Source organism: Nocardiopsis camelliae, from assembly GCF_028993595.1.
GTDB classification, from domain to species: Bacteria; Actinomycetota; Actinomycetes; order Streptosporangiales; family Streptosporangiaceae; genus Nocardiopsis; species Nocardiopsis dassonvillei.
Map to the genome: position 1 here is coordinate 5269492 of NZ_CP118614.1, position 20043 is coordinate 5289534.

At 73.6% G+C, this 20043-nt stretch carries 17 protein-coding genes; 10 read left to right on the forward strand and 7 right to left on the reverse strand.

Annotation, left to right across the window (positions count from 1 at the left end; translation table 11 throughout):
* Nucleotides 1–55: 55 nt before the first annotated feature.
* On the reverse strand, nt 56–1501 hold the full coding sequence (locus tag PV789_RS22965; protein ID WP_274974510.1) for a PucR family transcriptional regulator: 1446 nt from the start codon (nt 1499–1501) through the stop codon (nt 56–58).
* Between the two features lie 250 nt (nt 1502–1751).
* On the opposite strand from PV789_RS22965, the gene gabT reads away from it, so the two are divergent.
* A complete protein-coding gene (gabT, locus tag PV789_RS22970) occupies nt 1752–3089 on the forward strand; it encodes a 4-aminobutyrate--2-oxoglutarate transaminase (RefSeq protein ID WP_274974511.1) in 1338 nt (445 codons plus the stop codon).
* Between the two features lie 166 nt (nt 3090–3255).
* Here the strand turns inward: gabT and PV789_RS22975 are convergent, their stop codons facing one another.
* A complete protein-coding gene (locus PV789_RS22975; RefSeq protein WP_274974512.1) occupies nt 3256–4182 on the reverse strand; it encodes a LysR family transcriptional regulator in 927 nt (308 codons plus the stop codon).
* Between the two features lie 119 nt (nt 4183–4301).
* Here PV789_RS22975 and PV789_RS22980 point away from each other — a divergent pair, with 119 nt between their 5' ends.
* From PV789_RS22980 to PV789_RS22990, 3 genes are read left to right on the forward strand one after another with little or no spacing between them, the layout of a single operon-like run.
* A complete protein-coding gene (locus PV789_RS22980; RefSeq protein ID WP_274974513.1) occupies nt 4302–5684 on the forward strand; it encodes a CitMHS family transporter in 1383 nt (460 codons plus the stop codon).
* Between the two features lie 32 nt (nt 5685–5716).
* Complete coding sequence (locus PV789_RS22985; protein ID WP_274974514.1) at nt 5717–7063, forward strand: acyclic terpene utilization AtuA family protein; 1347 nt, start codon at nt 5717–5719, stop codon at nt 7061–7063.
* A complete protein-coding gene (locus tag PV789_RS22990; protein WP_274974515.1) occupies nt 7060–7386 on the forward strand; it encodes an AtuA-related protein in 327 nt (108 codons plus the stop codon). Before PV789_RS22985 ends, PV789_RS22990 begins: the two co-directional genes overlap by 4 nt.
* A 12-nt stretch (nt 7387–7398) precedes the next feature.
* Here PV789_RS22990 and PV789_RS22995 read toward each other — a convergent pair whose 3' ends face one another.
* Entirely contained in the window at nt 7399–9003 is a 1605-nt protein-coding gene (locus PV789_RS22995) for a PucR family transcriptional regulator (protein ID WP_274974516.1), read from the reverse strand.
* A 194-nt stretch (nt 9004–9197) separates the two neighbouring features.
* On the opposite strand from PV789_RS22995, the gene PV789_RS23000 reads away from it, so the two are divergent.
* Together PV789_RS23000 and PV789_RS23005 are read left to right on the forward strand one after the other, a co-directional pair.
* A complete protein-coding gene (locus PV789_RS23000; protein ID WP_274974517.1) occupies nt 9198–10484 on the forward strand; it encodes an aspartate aminotransferase family protein in 1287 nt (428 codons plus the stop codon).
* 179 nt (nt 10485–10663) lie between these two features.
* Nucleotides 10664–12172, forward strand: a complete 1509-nt coding sequence (locus tag PV789_RS23005) for a CoA-acylating methylmalonate-semialdehyde dehydrogenase (protein WP_274974518.1) — start codon at nt 10664–10666, stop codon at nt 12170–12172.
* Between the two features lie 241 nt (nt 12173–12413).
* On the opposite strand, the gene PV789_RS23010 is transcribed toward PV789_RS23005, so the two are convergent.
* Both PV789_RS23010 and PV789_RS23015 read right to left on the reverse strand, forming a co-directional pair.
* Entirely contained in the window at nt 12414–12656 is a 243-nt protein-coding gene (locus tag PV789_RS23010) for a hypothetical protein (protein ID WP_212643030.1), read from the reverse strand.
* Between the two features lie 239 nt (nt 12657–12895).
* Nucleotides 12896–13711 carry a carbon-nitrogen hydrolase family protein gene (locus PV789_RS23015; RefSeq protein WP_248771816.1) on the reverse strand — a complete coding sequence of 272 codons (816 nt, stop codon included), beginning with the start codon at nt 13709–13711 and terminating at the stop codon, nt 12896–12898.
* Between the two features lie 111 nt (nt 13712–13822).
* Between PV789_RS23015 and PV789_RS23020 the strand changes: the two genes are divergently transcribed.
* The 3 genes from PV789_RS23020 to PV789_RS23030 are packed head-to-tail and all read left to right on the forward strand — an operon-like array spanning nt 13823 to nt 17075.
* Complete coding sequence (locus PV789_RS23020) at nt 13823–14497, forward strand: TetR/AcrR family transcriptional regulator (protein WP_274974519.1); 675 nt, start codon at nt 13823–13825, stop codon at nt 14495–14497.
* Nucleotides 14498–14550: 53 nt separating this feature from the next.
* A complete protein-coding gene (locus PV789_RS23025) occupies nt 14551–15480 on the forward strand; it encodes an ABC transporter ATP-binding protein (RefSeq protein WP_274974520.1) in 930 nt (309 codons plus the stop codon).
* Entirely contained in the window at nt 15477–17075 is a 1599-nt protein-coding gene (locus PV789_RS23030; protein ID WP_274974521.1) for an ABC transporter permease, read from the forward strand. The genes PV789_RS23025 and PV789_RS23030 overlap by 4 nt, the downstream gene beginning before the upstream one ends.
* A gap of 77 nt (nt 17076–17152) precedes the next feature.
* Here the strand turns inward: PV789_RS23030 and PV789_RS23035 are convergent, their stop codons facing one another.
* Both PV789_RS23035 and rlmN read right to left on the reverse strand, forming a co-directional pair.
* Nucleotides 17153–17623, reverse strand: a complete 471-nt coding sequence (locus PV789_RS23035; RefSeq protein ID WP_274974522.1) for a YqaA family protein — start codon at nt 17621–17623, stop codon at nt 17153–17155.
* Nucleotides 17624–17654: 31 nt separating this feature from the next.
* Nucleotides 17655–18752 (reverse strand): dual-specificity RNA methyltransferase RlmN, encoded by a 1098-nt coding sequence (rlmN, locus tag PV789_RS23040; RefSeq protein WP_274974523.1) that lies wholly within the window; start codon nt 18750–18752, stop codon nt 17655–17657.
* A gap of 198 nt (nt 18753–18950) precedes the next feature.
* Here rlmN and PV789_RS23045 point away from each other — a divergent pair, with 198 nt between their 5' ends.
* Nucleotides 18951–20036, forward strand: a complete 1086-nt coding sequence (locus PV789_RS23045) for a suppressor of fused domain protein (RefSeq protein WP_274974524.1) — start codon at nt 18951–18953, stop codon at nt 20034–20036.
* Nucleotides 20037–20043: the final 7 nt, after the last annotated feature.

The following is a 20043-nucleotide window of genomic DNA, read 5'->3' on the forward strand; positions in this document are numbered from 1 at the left end:
CTTTCACTCCGGGTGACGACGCCTGGATGAGGGGGACCGGGGGGCGGGAGGGCGGTCAGTCCGCGGCTCCGCGGACGCGCAGGGCGATCCACAGCTCGGTGCGGTAGTCGGGGTCGTCCAGGTCGCCGGGCAGCAGGTCGCGGATGCGCCGCATGCGGTAGCGCAGCGTGTGCCGGTGGACCCCCAGCGCCTCCGACGCCGCGTCCCACCGGCCCGAGGCCGCGAGGTAGGCGCGCAGCGAGGCGAGCAGTTCGGCCGAGGTGCGCTGACGCAGCAGCGGGGCGAGCAGGTCCCCGGCCATGCGGGCGCCGGCGGGGGTGTCGGCCAGCCCGAGCAGCCCGCCGGGCAGGTCGCCGACGCGGAGCAGCCCCTCCCCCGCGTCGCGCGCGGCGGCCAGCGCGCGCTCGGCCTGGGACAGCGCCGCGGACAGTTCCGCGTAGGGGGACGGGTCGCTCACCCCGACCGGCCCCTCCAGAACCTCGCAGAGCACCCCCGTCGCGGTGTCGGCGGGGGCCAGCAGCAGGGCGCGGCCGTCGTGCTCGGTGACCAGGACGCCCTCGGGCGGGTGCGCGGGCCCGGCCCCGTCGGCGGCCGCCACGATGACGGGTTCGGCGGGAAGGACCCCGCGCAGCCGCTCCGCCCCCGGGTGGAGGGGGTCCAGCGCCCCGGCGAGCAGCGCCGCGAGCACCCCCTCGCGCACCCGGGACGCGGCATCGTGCGCGGTGCGCTCCAGTTCGAGGGAGAGCAGCGACACCGCGGCGTTGACCAGCGTGCGCTCGTCCGAGCCGAGGCGCCCGCCGGTGCCCACGGCCAGGAACCCGCGGACCCGTCGGCTGGTGGCCAGGGGCTGCACGGAGACGTGTTCACCGCCCGAGGTGAGGGAGACGCTGGCGCGCACGCCCGCCTCGCGCAGCCGGTCCAGCTCCTCGGCGAGTCCGGCGGCGCGGGGGGAGGCCCCGGCGGGGGCGGCGTGCCGGGCGGCGCCGTCGGCGGACAGCAGCAGCACCCAGGCGCCGAGTTCGCGGGCCAACCGGTCCACGATCGCCGACTCCCCGGTGAGCGCGGCGCGGGTGAGGTCGCGCTGGGCGGCGAAGGCCCTGCTCAGCCCCTCGTACTCCTCCTTGGCCAGGAGCCGGGACACCTCCTTGCCGATCGCGATGAAGGGGGTCTCCCGGGCCACCTCCAGCAGCGTGAGGCCGAACTCGGCGGCGGCCTCGCGGAGCGGCTCGGGGGTGCGCTCCAGGACCACGCCGACCGCGAAGCCCAGCGCGGTGACGCGGCACTCGGCCAGGCGGCGCGTGTAGTCGCGCAGGTCGGGGACGCCGGTGGCCCAGCGCACGCCGGTGGTGAGCAGGAGTTCGCCGCCCGCCAGGTAGGGCGTGGGGTCCTCCAGCTCGCTGACCGCGACCCACTCCACCCGCCGGTCCAGGTTCTCCTGACCGGTGAGCAGGTTCAGGCGCAGGCGGGGCGTGCGCATCAGTGCCCCCAGGGTCGGTGGCATCGGCTCCCCCTCCACTTCGGCCGCCGGCCGAGGCGGTTCGGCGCGGTCGGCGGGACCGGACGCGGGCCGTCCTCCCGCCGCTCCGGCGGACCCGCTTCGTGCGAACCCTGACGCGCTGGCGCAAGGCTCTGCCCTGATTATCCACCTTGTCCATGTGGGGGCGGTTCCGCGCGCCCTAGTGTCGTCCCAGGTCGGGGAGCCCACCCCCGGCCCCTCTCCGCTCCCGTCCACCGCAGAAGGAGGCAGCCGCATGGCAGCGACCGAGGTCGCCCAGTCCCGCCGGATCGTCACCGAGATCCCCGGCCCCAAGTCCCGCGCGATCCAGGAGCGCCGCCGTTCGGCCGTCGCCCAGGGCGTGGGCAGCGTCCTGCCGGTCTACGTCGAGCGCGCGGGCGGCGGCATCGTCGAGGACGTCGACGGCAACGCCCTGATCGACTTCGGCTCCGGCATCGCCGTGACCAACGTCGGCAACGCCGACCCCCGCGTGGTGGAGCGCGCCGCCGAGCAGCTCGGCCGGTTCACGCACACCTGCTTCATGGTCAACCCGTACGAGGCGTACGTGGACGTGTGCGAGGCGCTCAACCGGATCACGCCGGGCGACCACGAGAAGCGCTCGATCCTGCTCAACTCGGGCGCCGAGGCGGTCGAGAACGCGGTGAAGATCGCCCGCAGCGCGACCGGCCGCCAGGCGGTCGTGGTGTTCGACCACGCCTACCACGGCCGCACCAACCTCACCATGGGGCTGACCGCCAAGAACATGCCCTACAAGCAGGGCTTCGGGCCGTTCGCCGGTGAGATCCACCGGATGCCGATGGCCTACCCGTACCGCTGGCCCACGGGCCCGGACAACTGCGGACCCGAGGCGGCGGCCATGGTGATCGACCAGATCACCAAGCAGATCGGCGCCCAGAACGTGGCGGCCGTGGTGATCGAGCCGATCCAGGGCGAGGGCGGCTTCATCGAGCCCGCCCCCGGCTTCCTGCCCGCGGTGGTGGAGTTCTGCCGCGCCAACGGCATCGTGTTCGTCGCCGACGAGGTGCAGACCGGCTTCGCCCGCACCGGCCGCATGTTCGCCAGCGAGCACGAGGGCGTGGTCCCGGACCTGATCACGACCGCCAAGGGCATCGCGGGCGGCCTGCCGCTGGCCGCGGTGACCGGCCGCGCCGAGCTGATGGACGCCGTGCACGGCGGCGGCCTGGGCGGCACCTACGGCGGCAACCCGGCCGCGTGCGCCGCCGCGCTGGCCGCCCTGTCGGCGATCGAGTCCGACGGCCTGGTGGAGCGCGCCCGTGAGATCGGCGAGCTGATGCTGGGCCGCCTGCGCGAGCTGGCCGCCAAGTACGAGGTCATCGGCGACGTGCGCGGACGCGGCGCGATGATCGCGATCGAGCTGGTCCGGGACGCCGACCGCACGCCCGCCCCCGAGGCGCTGGCCGAGGTCCTGTCCTACTGCCACTCCCGCGGCCTGGTCCTGCTGAGCGCGGGCACCTACGGCAACGTGATCCGCATGCTGCCGCCGCTGGTGATCGGCGACGAGCTGCTGCACGAGGGCCTGGACATCCTGGAGGAGGCCTTCGCCCAGCTGTAGCACCCGTGCGGCGGAGGCGGCGGACGGTGCGGGGAGCGCCGCCCGCCGCCTCCGCCGTCACCGGTCCCCGCTCCGCGGTCCCGCCCGTGGCGGCGCGCCATCGCGCCGGTGCGTCCGCCGACATCGCGCACGCGACACCGTCGGCACACCCCCCGCTCCGGCGCCGTCAGTGCGTCCAGGCCACGTCCCGCGGCAGCGGGTGGTCCTCGGCGCGCATCTCCTCCAGCAGTGAGAGGAACCCCGCCGCGACCGGCCCCGGCCTGCGGTCCCGGCGCGTGAGCACACTCAGCCCGCGGTCGACGACCGGGTCGGTCAGGGGCACGCGCACGTGGTCGGCGAAGCTCATCAGCACCCCGACCAGGGCCGGGAGCGCGGTGACGCCGATCCCCGCGGACACCAGGCCGCCGATGGTCGAGACGCTGCCCGCCCGCACGATCCGCTCGGGCACCACGCCCGCGCGCTCGAACGCGGCGTCCGCCCCCGCGCGCACGCTGGAGTCGCCTCCGGTGGCCAGGAAGGCCTCCCCCGCCAGGTCGGCCCAGGTCAGCGCGGTCCGCTCCGCGAACGGGTGCCCCACCGGCACGACCGCGAAGTAGCGGTCCCGCAGGAGCGGCCGCGACACCAGCTCGCCGGGCACCCGGCCCGCGGCCACCAGGGCCAGGTCGCACTCCCCCGCCTGAAGCCGTTCCACGGCCGCCTCCGACATCCCGTCCAGGACGTGGACGTCGGCCTCGGGCGTGCGCGACCTGAGCCGGGAGATCACCGAGGGCAGCAGGGCGGCCGCCACCGAGGGCAGCGTCGCCACCGCGACGGTGCCGCGCTCCCCGCGCAGGAAGCGCTCCAGCCCGTTCATCTCCGAGCGGTGCGCCTCCAGCAGGCGTTCGGCCACGGCCAGCAGCTCGGCCCCCTCCGGGGTGCACTCCACCCTGCGCGTGGTCCGCTCCAGGAGGCGTACCCCCAGGGTGCGCTCCAGCCCGAGCACCGTCCTGCTCAGCGAGGGCTGCGCGACGCGCAGTTCACGGGAGGCGCGCGTGAAACTCCCGTACCTGGCCACCGCGGCGTAGGCGGACAACTGCCTCAGGCTCAGATCCATGCCTCCAGAGCATAGATCCAGAGGAAACTGATGTTGGACACGGGGAGAACCCCGCGAAACCATGTCGGCATGTGTCCCCCGTCACTTCCCCCCGTGAGGGTGTCCGAGGAGCGTGCCAGATGCTGACCGCCATGGGTTTCGCCACGATCGCCGTGGTGCTCCTGCTGCTGCTGTCCAACCGGGTGGGCGCGGTGGTCGCGCTCGTCGGCGTCCCGGTGGCGGCCGCCTTCGCGCTGGGCTTCGGCCCCGGCGAGGTGGCCTCCTTCGTCGGCGAGGGCATCGGTGGCGTGGCCTCCACCACCGCGATGTTCGTGTTCGCCATCCTCTACTTCGGGGTGATGCGCGACGCGGGGCTGTTCGCGCCGATCATCCGCCGCGTGCTCGGGTTCGCCGGGAACACGCCGGTGACCGTGGCGGTCGCGACGGTGGTGCTCGCGATGGTCGCCCACCTGGACGGCGCGGGCGCGACCACCTTCCTCATCACCATCCCGGCGATGCTCCCGCTCTACGACGCCCTGGGCATGCGCAGGCTGGTCCTGGCCGCGCTGGTCGGGCTGGGCGCGGGGATCATGAACATGGTCCCGTGGGGCGGGCCCACCGCCCGGGCCGCCACCGTCCTCGGCGTTCCGGCCAACGAACTGTGGGCCCCGCTGGTCCCGGCCCAACTGGCGGGCATGGCCGCCTGCGTCGCCGTCGCCTGCTACCTGGGCCACCGCGAGCGCGTGCGGCTGGCGGCGGCCGGTCCCGTGCCCTCCCCGGTGCCAACCGCGACCGGCCGCCCGGGCGGGAGAGCCGGGGAAGGCGGGACCGCGGGGACGGGCGGGACCGACCCGCTCGCCGCGGGCGGGCAGGAGCCCGACGCCGACCTGCTGCGCCCGCGCCTGTACTGGGTGAACGCCGCGCTGACCGTCGCCGCCGTCCTCGCCCTGGTCTTCGGGCTGCTCTCCCCCGAACTCGTCTTCATGCTGGCCCTGGTCGTGGCGCTCGTCGTCAACTACCCGGGGATGAAGGCCCAGACCGACCGCGTCAACGCCCACGCCTCCGGGGCGATCCTCATGGCCAGCACCCTGCTCGCCGCGGGCGTGTTCCTGGGCGTCATGGAGAACAGCGGCATGATCGAGGCGATGGGGCAGGCCATGACCGGCGCCATGCCCGGGTTCCTCGGCCCCGGGATGGCGGCGGTCGTCGGCGTCCTGGGCGTGCCCATGAGCCTGCTCTTCGGCCCCGACGCCTACTACTTCGCCGTCATGCCGGTACTGACCGCCGTGGGCGAGGGCTTCGGCGTCGCCGCAGTCGACATCGCCCAGGCATCGATCATCGGCCAGGAGACCGTCGGCTTCCCGATCAGCCCGCTGACCGGCTCCTTCTACCTGCTGGTCGGCCTGGCCGGGGTGCCCATCGGCTCCCACATCCGCTTCCTGCTGCCGTGGGCCTGGCTGGTCAGCCTCGTCGTCCTCGCGGTCGCCCTCGTCAGCGGGGCCGTCCCGCTCTGGGTCGGCTGACCGCCCCGTCCACACCGTTCGAAGGAGTCAGTGTGCCCAGCAGAGCCCGGATCGGGTGCGGCGCCGGTTTCGCCGGCGACCGCCTCCAACCCGCCGTCGACCTCGTGGAGGGAGGTGACCTCGACACCCTGGTGCTGGAGTGCCTGGGAGAGCGCACCGTGTCCCTGGCCTCGCTCCGGGAGGCCAGCGGGTCGGGCCCCGGCTACGACCCGACTCTGCGGCGCCGCCTGGAACTCCTGCTCGAACCGCTGCACCGCCGCGGCACCCGGCTGGTCACCAACGCCGGGGCGGCCGCCCCCGTGGCGGCGGCGCGCATGGCCCGCGCCACGGCCCGGGAGCTGGGGCTGCCGACCGTGGTCGCCGCGGTCTCCGGCGACGACGTGCTGCACCTGCTGGACCCGTCCGCGCCCTGCTGGGAGGACGGGCTGCCGCTGGAGGCGCACGGCGAGATCGTCTCCGCCAACGCCTACGTCGGCGCCGACGCCCTGACGCCCGCGCTGGAGGGCGGGGCTGACGTGGTGATCGCGGGCCGGGCGGCCGACCCCTCACTGTTCCTCGCGCCCCTGGCCCACCGCCTGGGCTGGGACCCCGGCGACGCGGACGCGATGGCCGCCGGGACCCTGGTGGGCCACCTGCTGGAGTGCGCGGGCCAGGTCAGCGGCGGCTACTTCGCCGACCCGGGCCGCAAGGAGGTCTCCGGCCTGGCCCGCCTCGGCTACCCCCTGGCCGAGGTGGAGCGGGACGGCTCGGCCGTGGTCACCAAGCTGCCGGGGACAGGCGGCCGGGTGGACCGGCTCACGGTCACCGAACAGCTCACCTACGAGGTCACCGACCCCCGGGCCTACGTCACGCCGGACGCGGTGCTCGACATGACCGGGGTGCGGCTGGCCGAGACCGGACCGGACCGGGTGCTGGTCACCGGGGCCCGGGGGCTGCCCCGGCCCGGGGAGCTGAAGGTCAGCGTCGGGTACCGGGCGGGTTTCCGGGGCGAGGGCGAGATCTCCTACGCGGGCCCCGGCGCGCTGGCGCGGGCCCGGCTGGCGGGCGAGGTGGTGCGCGAGCGCCTGCGTGGCAAGGTCTCCCGGCTGCGCGCCGACGTCGTGGGTGTGGACGCGCTGCACGGCTGGAGCGAAGACGGCCGGGGCGGGGACGGCCGGGACGAGCCCTTCGAGTGCCGGCTGCGGGTGGCCGCCCTCGGTTCCGCCCGCGCGGACGCCGAGGCGGTCGTCGAGGAGGTGGGCGCCCTCTACACGTCGGGGCCCGCCGGAGGGGGCGGGCTCAGGACCTCCGTCCACGAGGTCGTGGGCGTGCTGTCGACCACCGTCGACCGGGAGGCCGTGCGCACCCGGGTCGACTTCTTCGGAGAGGGGGAGCGGTGAGCACCGTGCTCCGCGACGTCGCCCACGCCCGGGCCGGGGACAAGGGCAACCTCAACACGATCGCCGTCATCGCCTACGAACCCGAGTGGTACCCGGTGCTGTGCGACGAGCTGACCCCCGACCGGGTCGCCCGCGCGCTGGGCGGGCGCGTACGCGGGCCGGTCACCGTCCACCGGATGGACAACGTGTGCGCGCTGGTCCTGGTGTGCCCGCGCGCGGGCGAGGACACCGTGACCACGTCGCTGTACCTGGACGCCCACGGCAAGAGCCTGGCCTCGGTCCTGCTGGGGATGGAGCTGGAGGGAGCGCCCGGGGCGCGCTGACAAGGCGCCGGATCAGCGCTCGTCGCGGACCGAGTCCAGCGACAGCAGCGCCACGTGCAGGGACAGACAGGTCTCCACCGAGTCCAGGTCCGCGTCCAGGACGTGGGCGATGCGCCGCAGCCGGTCGTAGAACGCCGGGCGGGACAGGTGCGCCCGCCCGGCGGCGAGCGCCTTGTTGCGGCCCGCGCCCAGGTAGTGGCGGAGCATGTCGGTCAGGTCGCCGCCGTGCCGCGCGTCGTGGTCCAGCAGCGGCCCCAGCTCGCGCTCGACGTAGGTCTGGAGCCGCTCGTCGTCGCGGAACAGGTGGAGCAGGCCGCGCAGGTGCAGGTCGGGCAGCCGGTAGAAGGGGCGCTGGTCGCTCTCGCGGATGGCCACGTCGCCGACCTGGCGCGCCTCCAGGAAGGAGCGCCGCACCTCGCGGACGCCGTCCGCGGAGGAGCCCACGGCCAGCACCGCGGCGCCGCCCACGGCGGTGCGGATGCGCTCGGCGAGCATGTGCAGGGTCGGGTCCAGGCGCTGGCGGCCCGGCAGCGCCAGCAGGATGCCCACGCGCAGGTCGTCGAGCGAGCCCACCAGGGCGGGCAGGCGCAGCTCGCGGCAGGCGCGCGCGGCTCCCTCGGCGGTGTCGGACAGGCGCGCCTGGGCGGCCAGTCCGGTCCCGGTCTCACGCAGGCGCAGCACGAGCCCCACCAGTTCGCGGCCGTTGAGCGGCACGCCCACGGCGCGGGCCCGCACCAGCGCCTCCTCCGGGTCGGAGTAGGCCCGGTCGATGATGCCCGCGATGATCGTGCGGTGCGTCTGCCGCTCCAGGCTCTCCTGATGGCGCTCCAGCAGCCTGCCCAGCGCCAGGGTGGTGGCGGCGCGTTCGATGAGCATGCTCTGGCGCGGGGTGGGGTTGGCACCGACCACGAGGATCAACCGCCCCCAGTCCTGGCCGCGCGCCCCGACCGTGGTGACCAGCCAGCCGTTGGCGGGCGTGTGGACGGTGCGCGTTCCCGAGCGCGCCGCGCGCGAGCGGCTCTCCCAGGAGGTGAGCAGGGTTCCGGGCTCCTCGCCGTTGAGGTCGCAGGCCAGCACCTGGTGGGTGAGGTTCTCCAGGACCACGGGGCAGCCGGAGAGCTGGGCGACCTCGTGCAGGATGCGCCCGGTGTCGGCGCCCTCCACCGAGAGCTGGGTGAAGACCGAGTGCAGCTTCTCGGACTCGCGCAGCTCCTCCAGCTGTTCGTTGACCACCCGGATGTGCACGGCCTCGGTGATCTCCACGAAACGGGCCTCGCGGTCGAGCAGGACCACCGGCACGCCCGCGTCGCGCGCGGCGTCCAGGAAGGCGGGCGGGAGCTCGGCGTGGTACTTGCGGCCCAGCTCGACCGCGATGCCGCTGACCCCGGCGGCGGCCAAGTCGTCTATGTAGCGGCGCAGCGCCTCGGGGTCGTCGGGCATGGCGATGCCGGTGCTGAGCACCAGTTCGCCGCCGCGCAGCAGGTGGGCGAGGTCGGTGACCTCGGCGATGTGCACCCAGCGCACGGCCACGTCCAGCCGGTCCGGGCACGCCACGACCCGGGGGCGGGCGCGCTGGAGGGCGGGAAGCCGGAGGACCTCGGCGAGGGTGGGAAGCACGGCACCCATCCTAGGAGGCGGGCGCGGAACGCAGTGTCAGGCTCCCGGCCTCCGGGTTTACACGGTGTACCGCGCCGACCGGGCCTGACCTGAGGGGAGGGCACGCGCGGGAGGTTACACGTCGTAAAACCGGCCGCCATGTTGTCAACATGCTGATCCTGGCCAAGGCCGGGGGTCGGGGCGAGACTGGGGGCATGTCGGAACTTCTCTCGCGCCACCGCGCGGTCATGCCCTCCTGGCTTCCCCTGTACTACGAGTCCCCGCTGGAGATCACCGGCGGCAAGGGCGCCCGTGTCACGGACGCCGACGGCAACACCTACCTGGACTTCTTCACCGGCATCGTGACCAACATGCTCGGCTACGACGTGGACGAGGTGCGCGAGGCCGTCGAGCGCCAGATCGCCAGGGGGGTCGTGCACACCTCCACCCTCTACCTCATCCGGAGCCAGGTCGAGCTGGCGGAGAGGATCGCCCGCCTGTCGGGCATCCCGGACGCGAAGGTGTTCTTCACCAACTCCGGCACCGAGGCCAACGAGACCGCCCTGCTGCTGGCCACGTACGCGCGCGGCAGCGACGAGGTGCTGGCGATGCGCGGCAGCTACCACGGGCGCTCGTTCGGCACGGTGGCCGTGACCGGCAACCGGGCGTGGAAGAACTCCTCCCTGTCACCGCTGAACGTGCACTACCTGCACGGCACCGACCACGCGGCCCCGGCCTTCCGGGGGATGACCGACCGGGAGTACGTCGAGGCGTGCGTGGCCGACCTGCGCGACGTGCTGGACACCGCGGCGCCGAACGTGGCGTGCCTGATCGCCGAGCCCGTGCAGGGCGTGGGCGGGTTCGCGATGCCGCCGGACGGCCTGTACGCCGCCTACAAGGAGGTGCTGGACGAGCACGGCATCCTGTTCGTGTCCGACGAGGTGCAGACCGGCTGGGGGCGCACCGGCACGAGCTTCTTCGGCATCGGCAACCACGGGGTGGTACCCGACGCCATGACCTTCGCCAAGGGCCTGGGCAACGGGTTCGCCGTGGGCGGTGTGGTGGCGCGCGGCGACCTGATGGACCGGCTGGGCGCGCTGGGCGTGGCCACGTTCGGCGGCAACCCGGTGTCGATGGCGGCGGCGGGGGCGACCCTGGACTACGTGCTGGAGCACGACCTCCAGGGCAACGCGCGTCGCCAGGGCGCGCTGATCCTGGAGGGGCTCAGAGCGTTGACCTCGCTGCCGAGCGTGCGCGACGTGCGCGGCAAGGGGCTGATGTTCGCCGTGGAGATGGCGGACCCCGCCACCGGCGCGCCGTCCTCCCCCCTGGCTGCGAAGGTGCTGGAGGCCACCCGCGAGCGCGGACTGCTGGTGGGCAAGGGCGGCGTGCACGGCAACGTGCTGCGGATGGCGCCGCCGATGACGCTGTCGCAGGAGGAGGCCGTGGAGGGCCGCGACGTGCTGCTGGACGCGGTGCGCGCGGTGGACGCCGAGGCCTGAGGAAGGGTCGGCCGGGTCTGAGGAGGGGCCAGCCGGGCCCGAGGGGGTCGCCGCGCACGGTCGCGGAGGCGGGCAGCACGACGTCGGCGGCCCCCGGGGACCCCCCGTATCAAGCAAACCGCGCCGGGGCGCGGCGCACCAGCCCCCACCGCGCCCCTGTGGACGAGGAGGAGAACGGCATGAGCAAGCACGTCACCCACTGGATCGGCGGGACCGCCCAGGAGGGGCCGGCCCGGCGCACGGGGGACATCTACGATCCGGCGTCCGGGCGGGTCACCGGCGCGGTCGACCTCGCCGGACGACAGGAGGTCGGCGCGGCGGTGACGGCTGCGCGGGAGGCCTTCCCGGGGTGGCGCGACACCCCGCTGTCCCGGCGGGTGCAGGTCCTGTTCCGCTTCCGCGAGCTGCTCAGCGCCGACGCCGACCGGCTGGCGGAGCTGATCAGCGCCGAGCACGGCAAGGTCTTCTCCGACGCCCGGAGCGAGGTGGCCCGCGGCCTGGAGGTCGTCGACTTCGCCTGCGGCATCCCGCACCTGCTCAAGGGCGGCTACTCCGAGAACGTGTCCACGGGCGTGGACGCCTACTCGATCCTCCAGCCCCTCGGCGTGGTCGCCGGGATCACGCCCTTCAACTTCCCGGCGATGGTGCCGATGTGGATGTTCCCGGTGGCCCTGGCCTGCGGCAACACGTTCGTGCTCAAGCCCAGCGAGAAGGACCCCTCCGCGTCGGTGCTGCTGGCCGGGCTGTGGGCCGAGGCGGGCCTGCCCGAGGGCGTGTTCAACGTGGTGCACGGCGACAAGGAGGCGGTGGACGCCCTCCTGGAGCACCCGGACGTGGCGGCGGTCAGCTTCGTGGGCTCCACCCCGATCGCACGGTACGTGTACCGGACCGCCGCCGAGCACGGCAAGCGCGTGCAGGCCTTGGGCGGGGCCAAGAACCACATGGTGGTGCTGCCCGACGCCGACCTGGACCTGGCCGCGGACGCGGCGGTCTCGGCCGGGTTCGGATCGGCGGGCGAGCGGTGCATGGCCATCTCCGCGGTGGCCGTGGTGGACTCGGTGGCCGACGAGCTGGTGGAGCGGATCCGCGAGCGGGTGGCGCGTCTGCGCGTGGGCCCCGGCGACGACGAGCGCAGCGAGATGGGGCCGCTGGTCACCAGGGAGCACCGCGACCGGGTGGCCTCCTACCTGGAGTCGGGGGTGCGCGAGGGCGCGACCCTGGCGGTCGACGGCCGCGTGCACCCGGTGTCGGGCGGGAGCCCGGACGGGTTCTGGCTGGGACCGTCGCTGCTGGACCACGTCGGCCCCGAGATGTCGTGCTACCGGGACGAGATCTTCGGCCCGGTGCTGAGCATGGTGCGCGTGGGCGGCTATGACGAGGCGGTCAAGCTCGTCAACGCCAGCCCCTACGGCAACGGCACGGCGGTCTTCACCAACGACGGGGGCGCCGCCCGACGGTTCCAGAACGAGGTCGAGGTCGGCATGGTGGGCATCAACGTCCCCATCCCGGTGCCGATGGCCTACTACTCCTTCGGCGGCTGGAAGCAGTCCCTGTTCGGCGACTCACACGCGCACGGCACGGAGGGTGTCCACTTCTACACCCGCACCAAGGCGGTCACGGCCCGTTGGAGCGACCCGGGCCAACGGCCCGAGGGAGGCGTCGACCTGGGGTTCCCCACCAACGGTTGACTCGGATTCCGCGAAAATAACGGACGGATCTGCCTCACTGTCGGTCGGCGGTGAACGACACGGAGTATCGTTGTCACAGGACGCCCCTCACGGGGCGTGGTCGGCGCCGGCAGCCGACGCACGAACCATCCGGGAAGGGCGCGCTCATTTCCCCTCCTCCCCAATGGAAGCGGGCGCGCCAACGGGAGCGCTCCGGGTCCGCCTCTCCCCCTGGACCCGGAGCGCGACCGTCTGCGCACCGCTAGCGCACCGCGAACAGCCGCTCCTCGGCGGCCACCCGGGGCTCCGCGCCGACGAGGTCGGCGCACTCCTCACAACCGAACACCGCGCTCCCGTCCGGGAGCTCACCGAGCACCCGGCGGGGCCGGGGCCACTTGGTGTGGCAGACGACGCAGGCATCCCCCATGCACTGCGCCCAGCTCAGCGAGTCCGGATCGTAGACCTCGACGTCGATCGCGGGCCGCGTGTCTGGTTCGCACATCATGCTCGTTCCGCGCAATGTCCTTGCTCCCCCCGTGGTTTAGGACAGTCTGGCGGGCCGATAGTTACCGGCTCTTTATTGAATCAGAAGCTTTGGGCACCTGGAATGGTTCGGACCGATCTACATCACACCATGCACGGGAATCATAACCCTAAGTGATGATACCTGGGAAGACCCTGTCTCGCAGGATGGGATTCATCAGTTTTGTCCGGCTAGCTGCGGGGCGGTAGTGATCCGGGACCTCAGTCCTCGGCCCGCACAGAGACCGAAAAACGGCGCAGGGAGAGCGCCGGATTGAGCTCCCGCACCTCCTCGACCCGAGAGGCCGAAACCCCGGCCGAGGCGACCGCGAAGGTCTGCTCACCCAGGGCCGCGAGCGGTGTCCCCATGGGATCGACCACCATGCTGTTGCCCGCGCCCGCGGGCGCCGCCTGCCCGGAGGCGGCCACGTACACGGTGTTCTCGATGGCGCGCGCCCGGGCCAGGGTCCGCCAGTGCTCCTCCTTCAGCGGGCCGGGCACCCACTGCGCGGCCAGCAGCACCACGTGCGCCCCGGCCTCGGCGATGCGCCGCGTCACCTCGGGAAAGCGCAGGTCGTAGCAGGTCTGCAGACCGAACACCACGCCGTCGACGGTGAAGGTCTCGGGCTCCTCGATCGGGCCGGGGCGCAGCACGTCCGACTCCCGGGCCCCGAAGGCGTCGTACAGGTGGATCTTGCGGTAGTGCGCGACCCGCTCGCCCTCCGGCGACAGCGCCACCAGCGTGTTGGTGAAGCGGGTGGCGTCGGCGCCGCCCTCGGCCTCGCCGACCCCCAGAACCAGGTGCACGCCCTCCCGCCGGGCGGTGTCGGCGGCCTCGGAGACGAAGGGTCCGTCCAGGGGCTCGGCCGCCGCCACGTAGCGCTGGTCGACGCGGCCCGCGGTGAACATCGTGTACTCGGGGAACAGGACCACACGGGCCCCGTCCGCCGCGGCGCGTGCGGTCAGCTCCGCCACCGAGCGCTGGTTGCGCGCCTTGTCCTGACCTGGGGCGAACTGGGCGACCGCGACCTGCACCATCGAACCTCTCCTCGTCGGCGTGGGGCGCCCGGGGCGCCGTGCACCGAGTGTACGGCCAGTTCCGGGGCTGCCCCTTGCCAGGAGGCTGAACATGCGTTTAATGTATTGAACATGAGTTCAACCGACCGTCCGGACCGGCCCGAGAGGGAGCCCGACCTCACAGCCCGCGCCAGGATCCGCGACGCGGCGATCGCGTGCTTCGGCCAGCGCGGGTTCGGCGTGAGCGTGCGGGCGATCGCCGAACAGGCCGGGGTCTCCCCCGGGCTGGTGATCCACCACTTCGGCTCCAAGGACAGGCTCCGGCGGGCCTGCGACGACCACGTCACCGCGGCCGTGAACGAGGTCAAGACGGACACGGTCAGCAGTCACGACGGGCAGACCTTCCTCCACCAGCTCGCGACGATGGAGCAGTACGCCCCGCTCCTGGCCTACGTCGTCCGCTCCATGCAGGCCGGCGGCCCGCTCGCGACCGGGCTCTTCGAGCGCATGGTGGCCGACATCGAGGTCTACCTCGCCACGGGCGAGGCCGAGGGCACCCTCCGCCCGAGCCGGGACCCTGCCCGGCGCGCCCGCTACCTGGCCGCCAACTCCCTCGGGTCGCTGCTGCTGTTCCTCACGTTGGAGCGCTTCGAGGGGGAGGTCGACTTCGCCCGGGTCGCGCGCGAGTGGTCCCAGGAGTACATGCTCCCGACCCTGGAGCTGTACACCGAGGGCCTGCTCACCGAGCGCACGATCCTCGACGCCTACCTCGCGTACGTCGGCGATCCCCCGGAGGAACCCCGCTGACCGCCCCGAACCCCCGTCCCCGACCCCCACCACGCACGGAGGGAACGACGACCATGACACCAACCGCCATCGAGGTCCGCGGCGTCGACAAGCGCTTCGGCCGCTTCCAGGCCCTGGACAAGCTGGACCTGACCGTCCGCACGGGCCAGGTCGCGGGCTTCCTCGGTCCCAACGGCTCCGGGAAGTCCACCACCATCCGCGTCCTGCTCGGCCTGCTCAGGGCCGACGCCGGGACGGTCGGCCTGCTCGGCGGCGACCCCTGGCGGGACGCCGTCTCCCTGCACCGGCGCCTGGCCTACGTGCCCGGCGACGTCACCCTGTGGCCCAACCTGACCGGAGGGCAGGCGATCGACCTGCTCGGACGGCTGCGCGGCGGGCTCGACCCCGCACGCCGCCGGGAGCTGCTGGCCCGCTTCGAGCTGGACCCGACCAAGAAGGCGCGCGCCTACTCCAAGGGCAACCGGCAGAAGGTCGCCCTGGTCGCGGCCCTGGCCTCCGACGCCGAACTGCTCATCCTCGACGAACCCACCTCCGGCCTGGACCCGCTCATGGAGGCCGTGTTCACCGAGTGCGTCCTGGAGGCCAAGGCCCGGGGCCGCACCGTGCTGCTCTCCAGCCACATCCTCTCCGAGGTGGAGAAGCTGTGCGACACCGTCACCATCATCCGCAGGGGGCGCGCGGTGGAGTCGGGCACCCTGGACGACCTGCGCCACCTGACCCGCTCCGCCGTGCGCGCCACCGTCACGGGGGACGCCCGGGTCCTGGAGGGCGCCGACGGGGTGCACAACCTGCGGCTCGACGGCGACACCGTCGCCTTCGACGTGGACAACACCCGCATGGGCGCCGTCATGGGCACGCTCACCGGCCTCGGCATCCGCTCCCTGGTGAGCAACCCGCCCTCCCTGGAGGAGCTGTTCCTGCGCCACTACGGCGACGAGCTCGCGGCGTACGGGGCCGACGGCGACGGGGGGACCGGGGCATGAACGCGTTCACCGGCACCGGCACCCTCGTCCGGTTCGTCCTGCGCCGCGACCGCATCCGGCTGACCGTCTGGACCCTGGCCCTGGTCGGCACCGTCGTCGCGACCGTTCCGACACTCGACGACATGTTCTCCACCGACGCCCAGCGCCAGGCCCGGGCGGCGCTCATGGACACCCCGACCGGCGTCGTCTTCGGCGGCCCCGGGTACGGGCTGGACGACTACCAGCTCGGCCCGATGGTGGTCAACGAGCTGACCATGAGCGTGCTCATCGCCCTGGCGGTCATGAGCGTCCTGCACGTGGTCCGGCACACCCGCGCCGAGGAGGAGAGCGGCCGCGCCGAACTGCTGCGCGCCAGCGTCCTGGGCACGAGCGCCCAGATGACCGCCGCGCTGGCGACCGTCTCGGTCGTCAACCTGCTCATCGGCGGACTGACCGCGCTGGCCATGGCGGGCAACGGCCTGGCGGTCGCCGGCTCCGCGGCCTACGGGCTGGGGCTGGCCCTGGCCGGGATCTCCTTCGGCGCCGTCGCCGCCGTGTGCGCGCAGGTCACCGAGCACGGGCGCGCCGCCGCGGGCCTGGCCTTCCTGGTCACCGGCGTGCTGTTCCCGTCCCGGGTCGTCGGCGACATGGCAGGGGAAGGCGGCAACGCGCTGTCGTGGCTGTCGCCGTTCGCCTGGGTCCAGCAGACACGCGTGTTCGACGACCTGCGCTGGTGGCCGCTGGCGCTGTACGCGGTCCTGGTGGCGGTGCTCTTCGCACTGGCCTACGCCCTGGCGGACCGGCGCGACCTCGGCGCGGGCCTGGTTCCCTCCCGGCCCGGTCCGGCCGGTGCGGGCGGGCTGCTCAACGGCGTGTTCGCGCTGCACCTGCACCAGCAGCGCGGGGCGGTCCTCGCCTGGACGGTCGCGGTCTTCCTCTTCGCCCTCGCGTTCGGCTCGCTGGCCACGGAGGTGGAGGGGATGCTGGAGGAGAACCCCGACCTGCTGGCCGTCCTCGGCAGCTCCGCCGACGACGTCACCGGGGGCTTCCTCGGCACCATGAGCGGTTACGTGCTGATGGCCGCGTCGGCCTACGCCGTCATGTCCGTGCTGCGGGCGCGGGGCGAGGAGACCTCCGGGCGCGCCGAGCTGACCCTGTCCGCGGCCGTCGGCAGGGTGCGCTGGTTCGGCGGCGCCCTGCTGGTCAGCGTGCTGTCCTCGGCGGTGATCGTGGTGGCGGGCGGCGTCGGCATGGGCCTGAGCGCGTCCGCGGCCCTGGAGGACCCCTCCTGGACCTGGACGATGACCGGGGCCGCCCTGGCCGGACTGCCGGTGGCCCTGCTGTTCGCCGCGCTGACCGCGCTGCTGGTGGGAACGGCCCCGCGCCTGACCCCGCTGGTGTGGGCGTGGCTGGGGTACAGCCTCCTGGTCTCGCTGCTCGGACCGATGCTGGGCCTGGACGACCGGCTGCTGGACCTGAGCGCGTTCGGGCTGCTGCCGCAACTGCCGGCCGACGAGTTCGACGCCGTCCCGGTGGCCGTCGCGCTGGGGGCGGCGCTCGCGGCCAACGCGGTCGCCCTGGCGGGCTTTCGCCGCCGGGACCTGGTCGGCGTCTGACGGGGACGCGGTCCGGGGCGCCGCCGAGCCGGGGACCGGTTCGGCAGCACCAGACCCGCGTCAGGGGCGGGCCGCGCTCAGGGCAGGTGGGACAGTCCCCAGGCGGGCGCGAACACCACGACCAGGAAGCGCGCGGTGCGGGTGACGAAGGTGATCAGGGCGAACAGCACGACGTTCATCCGCACCACCCCGGCCAGCACCGACACCACCATGAACGGCGGAACGCTGGCGAGGGAGCTCACCGCCACCAGGCCCGCGCCCCAGGCGGGCCGCTCCTCGGCCCTGCGCCGCCAGCCCTCGGCGCGTGCGGCCCACTTGCCGGGCGTGGCGCTCCTGCGGCGGATCCACGGCGCGGAGAGCGACCCGCGCCCGGCGTAGTAGTAGGGCAGCTTTCCCAGGGTCTGTCCGACCCCGGCCGCCACCGCCATGGCGACCAGGGCGCCGTCCTCCATCGCGATGACGGCGCCCACCAGGTAGACCTCGATGTTGATGACCGGGACGAGCCCGGAGACGAGGGCGACCACGAAGGCCAGCGCCGTCTCGATCACCCCGTGCTCCCGGGCCCCGCGGGCGGGCCGGTCAGTTCTCGGCCGCCGCGAGCTGCCCGCACGCGCCGTCGATCTCCTGTCCGCGGGTGTCGCGGACGGTGACCGACACCCCGTGCGACTCCAGCCGCCGCACGAACTCGCGCTCGTCCTCGGGGCGCGAGGCCGTCCACTTGGACCCCGGGGTGGGGTTGAGCGGGATGAGGTTGACGTGCACCAGGTGGCCCTTGAGGAGCTTGCCCAGCAGGTCGGCCCGCCAGGCCTGGTCGTTGATGTCCTTGATGAGCGCGTACTCGATGGAGACCCTGCGGCCGGTGGTGCCCGCGTAGCGCCAGGCGGCGTCCAGGACCTCGGCGACCTTCCAGCGGGTGTTGATGGGCACCAGCTCGTCGCGCAGCTCGTCGTCGGGGGCGTGCAGGGAGATCGCGAGGCGGACCTGCATCCTCTCGTCGATGAGCTTGTTGATCGCGGGCACCAGGCCGACCGTGGACACGGTGACCCCCCGTTGGGAGATGCCCAGGCCGTGGGGGACGGGGTCGGTGATGCGGCGCACCGTCTGGAGCACACGCTTGTAGTTGGCCATGGGCTCGCCCATGCCCATGAACACGATGTTGCTGATGCGGCCCGGGCCGCCGGCGACCTCGCCGTTGGCCAGGTCGCGGGCGCTGGCGACCACCTGGTCGACGATCTCCCCGGTGGAGAGGTTGCGGGTCAGGCCCGCCTGGCCGGTGGCGCAGAACGGGCAGTTCATGCCGCACCCGGCCTGGGAGGAGATGCACAGGGTGACGCGATCCGGATAGCGCATGAGCACCGACTCGAACAGCACCCCGTCGAACGCCTTCCACAGGGTCTTGCGAGTCATGCCGTTGTCGCAGGTGATGTGGCGCACGGGCGTGAGCAGGGTGGGCAGCAGCGCCTCGCCGAGCCGCTCCCGGGAGGAGGCGGGCAGATCGGTCATGGCCGAGGTGTCCGACACCAGGGAGCCGAAGTAGTGCTGGGCGAGCTGCTTGGCCCGGAAGGGCTTCTCGCCCAGCTCACGGACGACCTCGGCCCGCTCGTCGGGGCTGAGGTCGGCCAGGTGCCGGGGAGGTTTGGCACGACGGGGTGCGACAAAGGTGAGCTCGGCGGGCATAGACAGTCCGTAGGAAGTGGAGTCGGTGGTCTGGCGCCCGGGCGCGGACGGCGGCGGAACGTGTCGTTATACGACTTATACGCCGCCGCGGTGCAGCTCCGCCTGTCAGGGCACTACCGTCGATTCTACGCACTGCGCGGACGGTCCTGACGGGTCCGTCCGGCTACGACGACCGGGGATCGGTGTGTGGGAGGGCCGGTGACAGGGATCGACGTCCTGCTCGACGAGATCAGCCCGTACCAGAGCCGACGCGTCGTCGTCGAGTGTGACTCCCACACCACGGCCGCCTACCTGCTGGACGCGCGCGGGCGCATCCGCGTCCCGGTGTGGCTGGCCAACCACGAGATCGCGCCGCGCACGAGCGAGTCCGGCGGGCTCTACGAGGGCCGGGCCCCGCTCATGCCCGAGGCCTACACCAAGCACCCGCAGGGCCGTCCCCGCTTCGACCCCGACCGCCTGCGCGCCGTGTGGTTCGAGGAGGGCGACGGGGTCGCCCTGGTGGACGAGGAGGGGCTGCTGGCCGTCATCCCGGGCTGGGCGGAGGCCGACAGCGGGCTGCCGGGGTACGCGCGCGAGGCGATCGGCCGCAGCGCCTACGCCTGGGAGCTGGACTCGGTGCGCGGGCAGCTGTGGCCGCGCGTGGTGCACGCCGAGGCCTACTGGGACTGGCGGCGCGCCTCGGGGGCCTGGCGCAGCGTGCAGCGCACGGTGCTCAGCCACCTCAACCGCAACGTGGGCGAGCCCGGGCACTACTGGGACGTCTCCGACGGCCACCCGCCGCTGCTGCGCGTGTCGGAGCGCCCGCCCACCGCGGACCGCCCGTACACGGTGCTGTCCACGGTCGGGATGTGCGGCCAGCGCATGCCCACCCTGGACCGCTACATGGCCAACACCTCCCAGCACGCCCGGGTGGAGCTGGCCCTGGCCACGACGCTGCCCGCGCACCACGCCGCCCGCGTCTTCCGGTGGATCGGGGCCTTCCCCTGGCGGGCGGTGACCTGGTTCGGCACCGGGCACACCGTCAAGTGGCTGGACAACCCCGAGGACCGGGCCATGCGCGGCGGCGCGGGAGCGGTGCTGCTCCTGGAGGACCCCACCGCCCTGGTCACCCGCCCCGAGCACCGGCCGCCGGACACCGCAGGGCTGTCCTTCCAGGGCGACCCCGTGCGGTGGCTGTGGATCGTGCCCATCACCCGCCCCGAGCACCTGTTCGCCAAGGAGCACGACAGCGCCACCCTGGTGGAGAAGCTGGCCGCCGAGGGCCGCAGCTGGGTGCTGGGTTAGCCGGGCG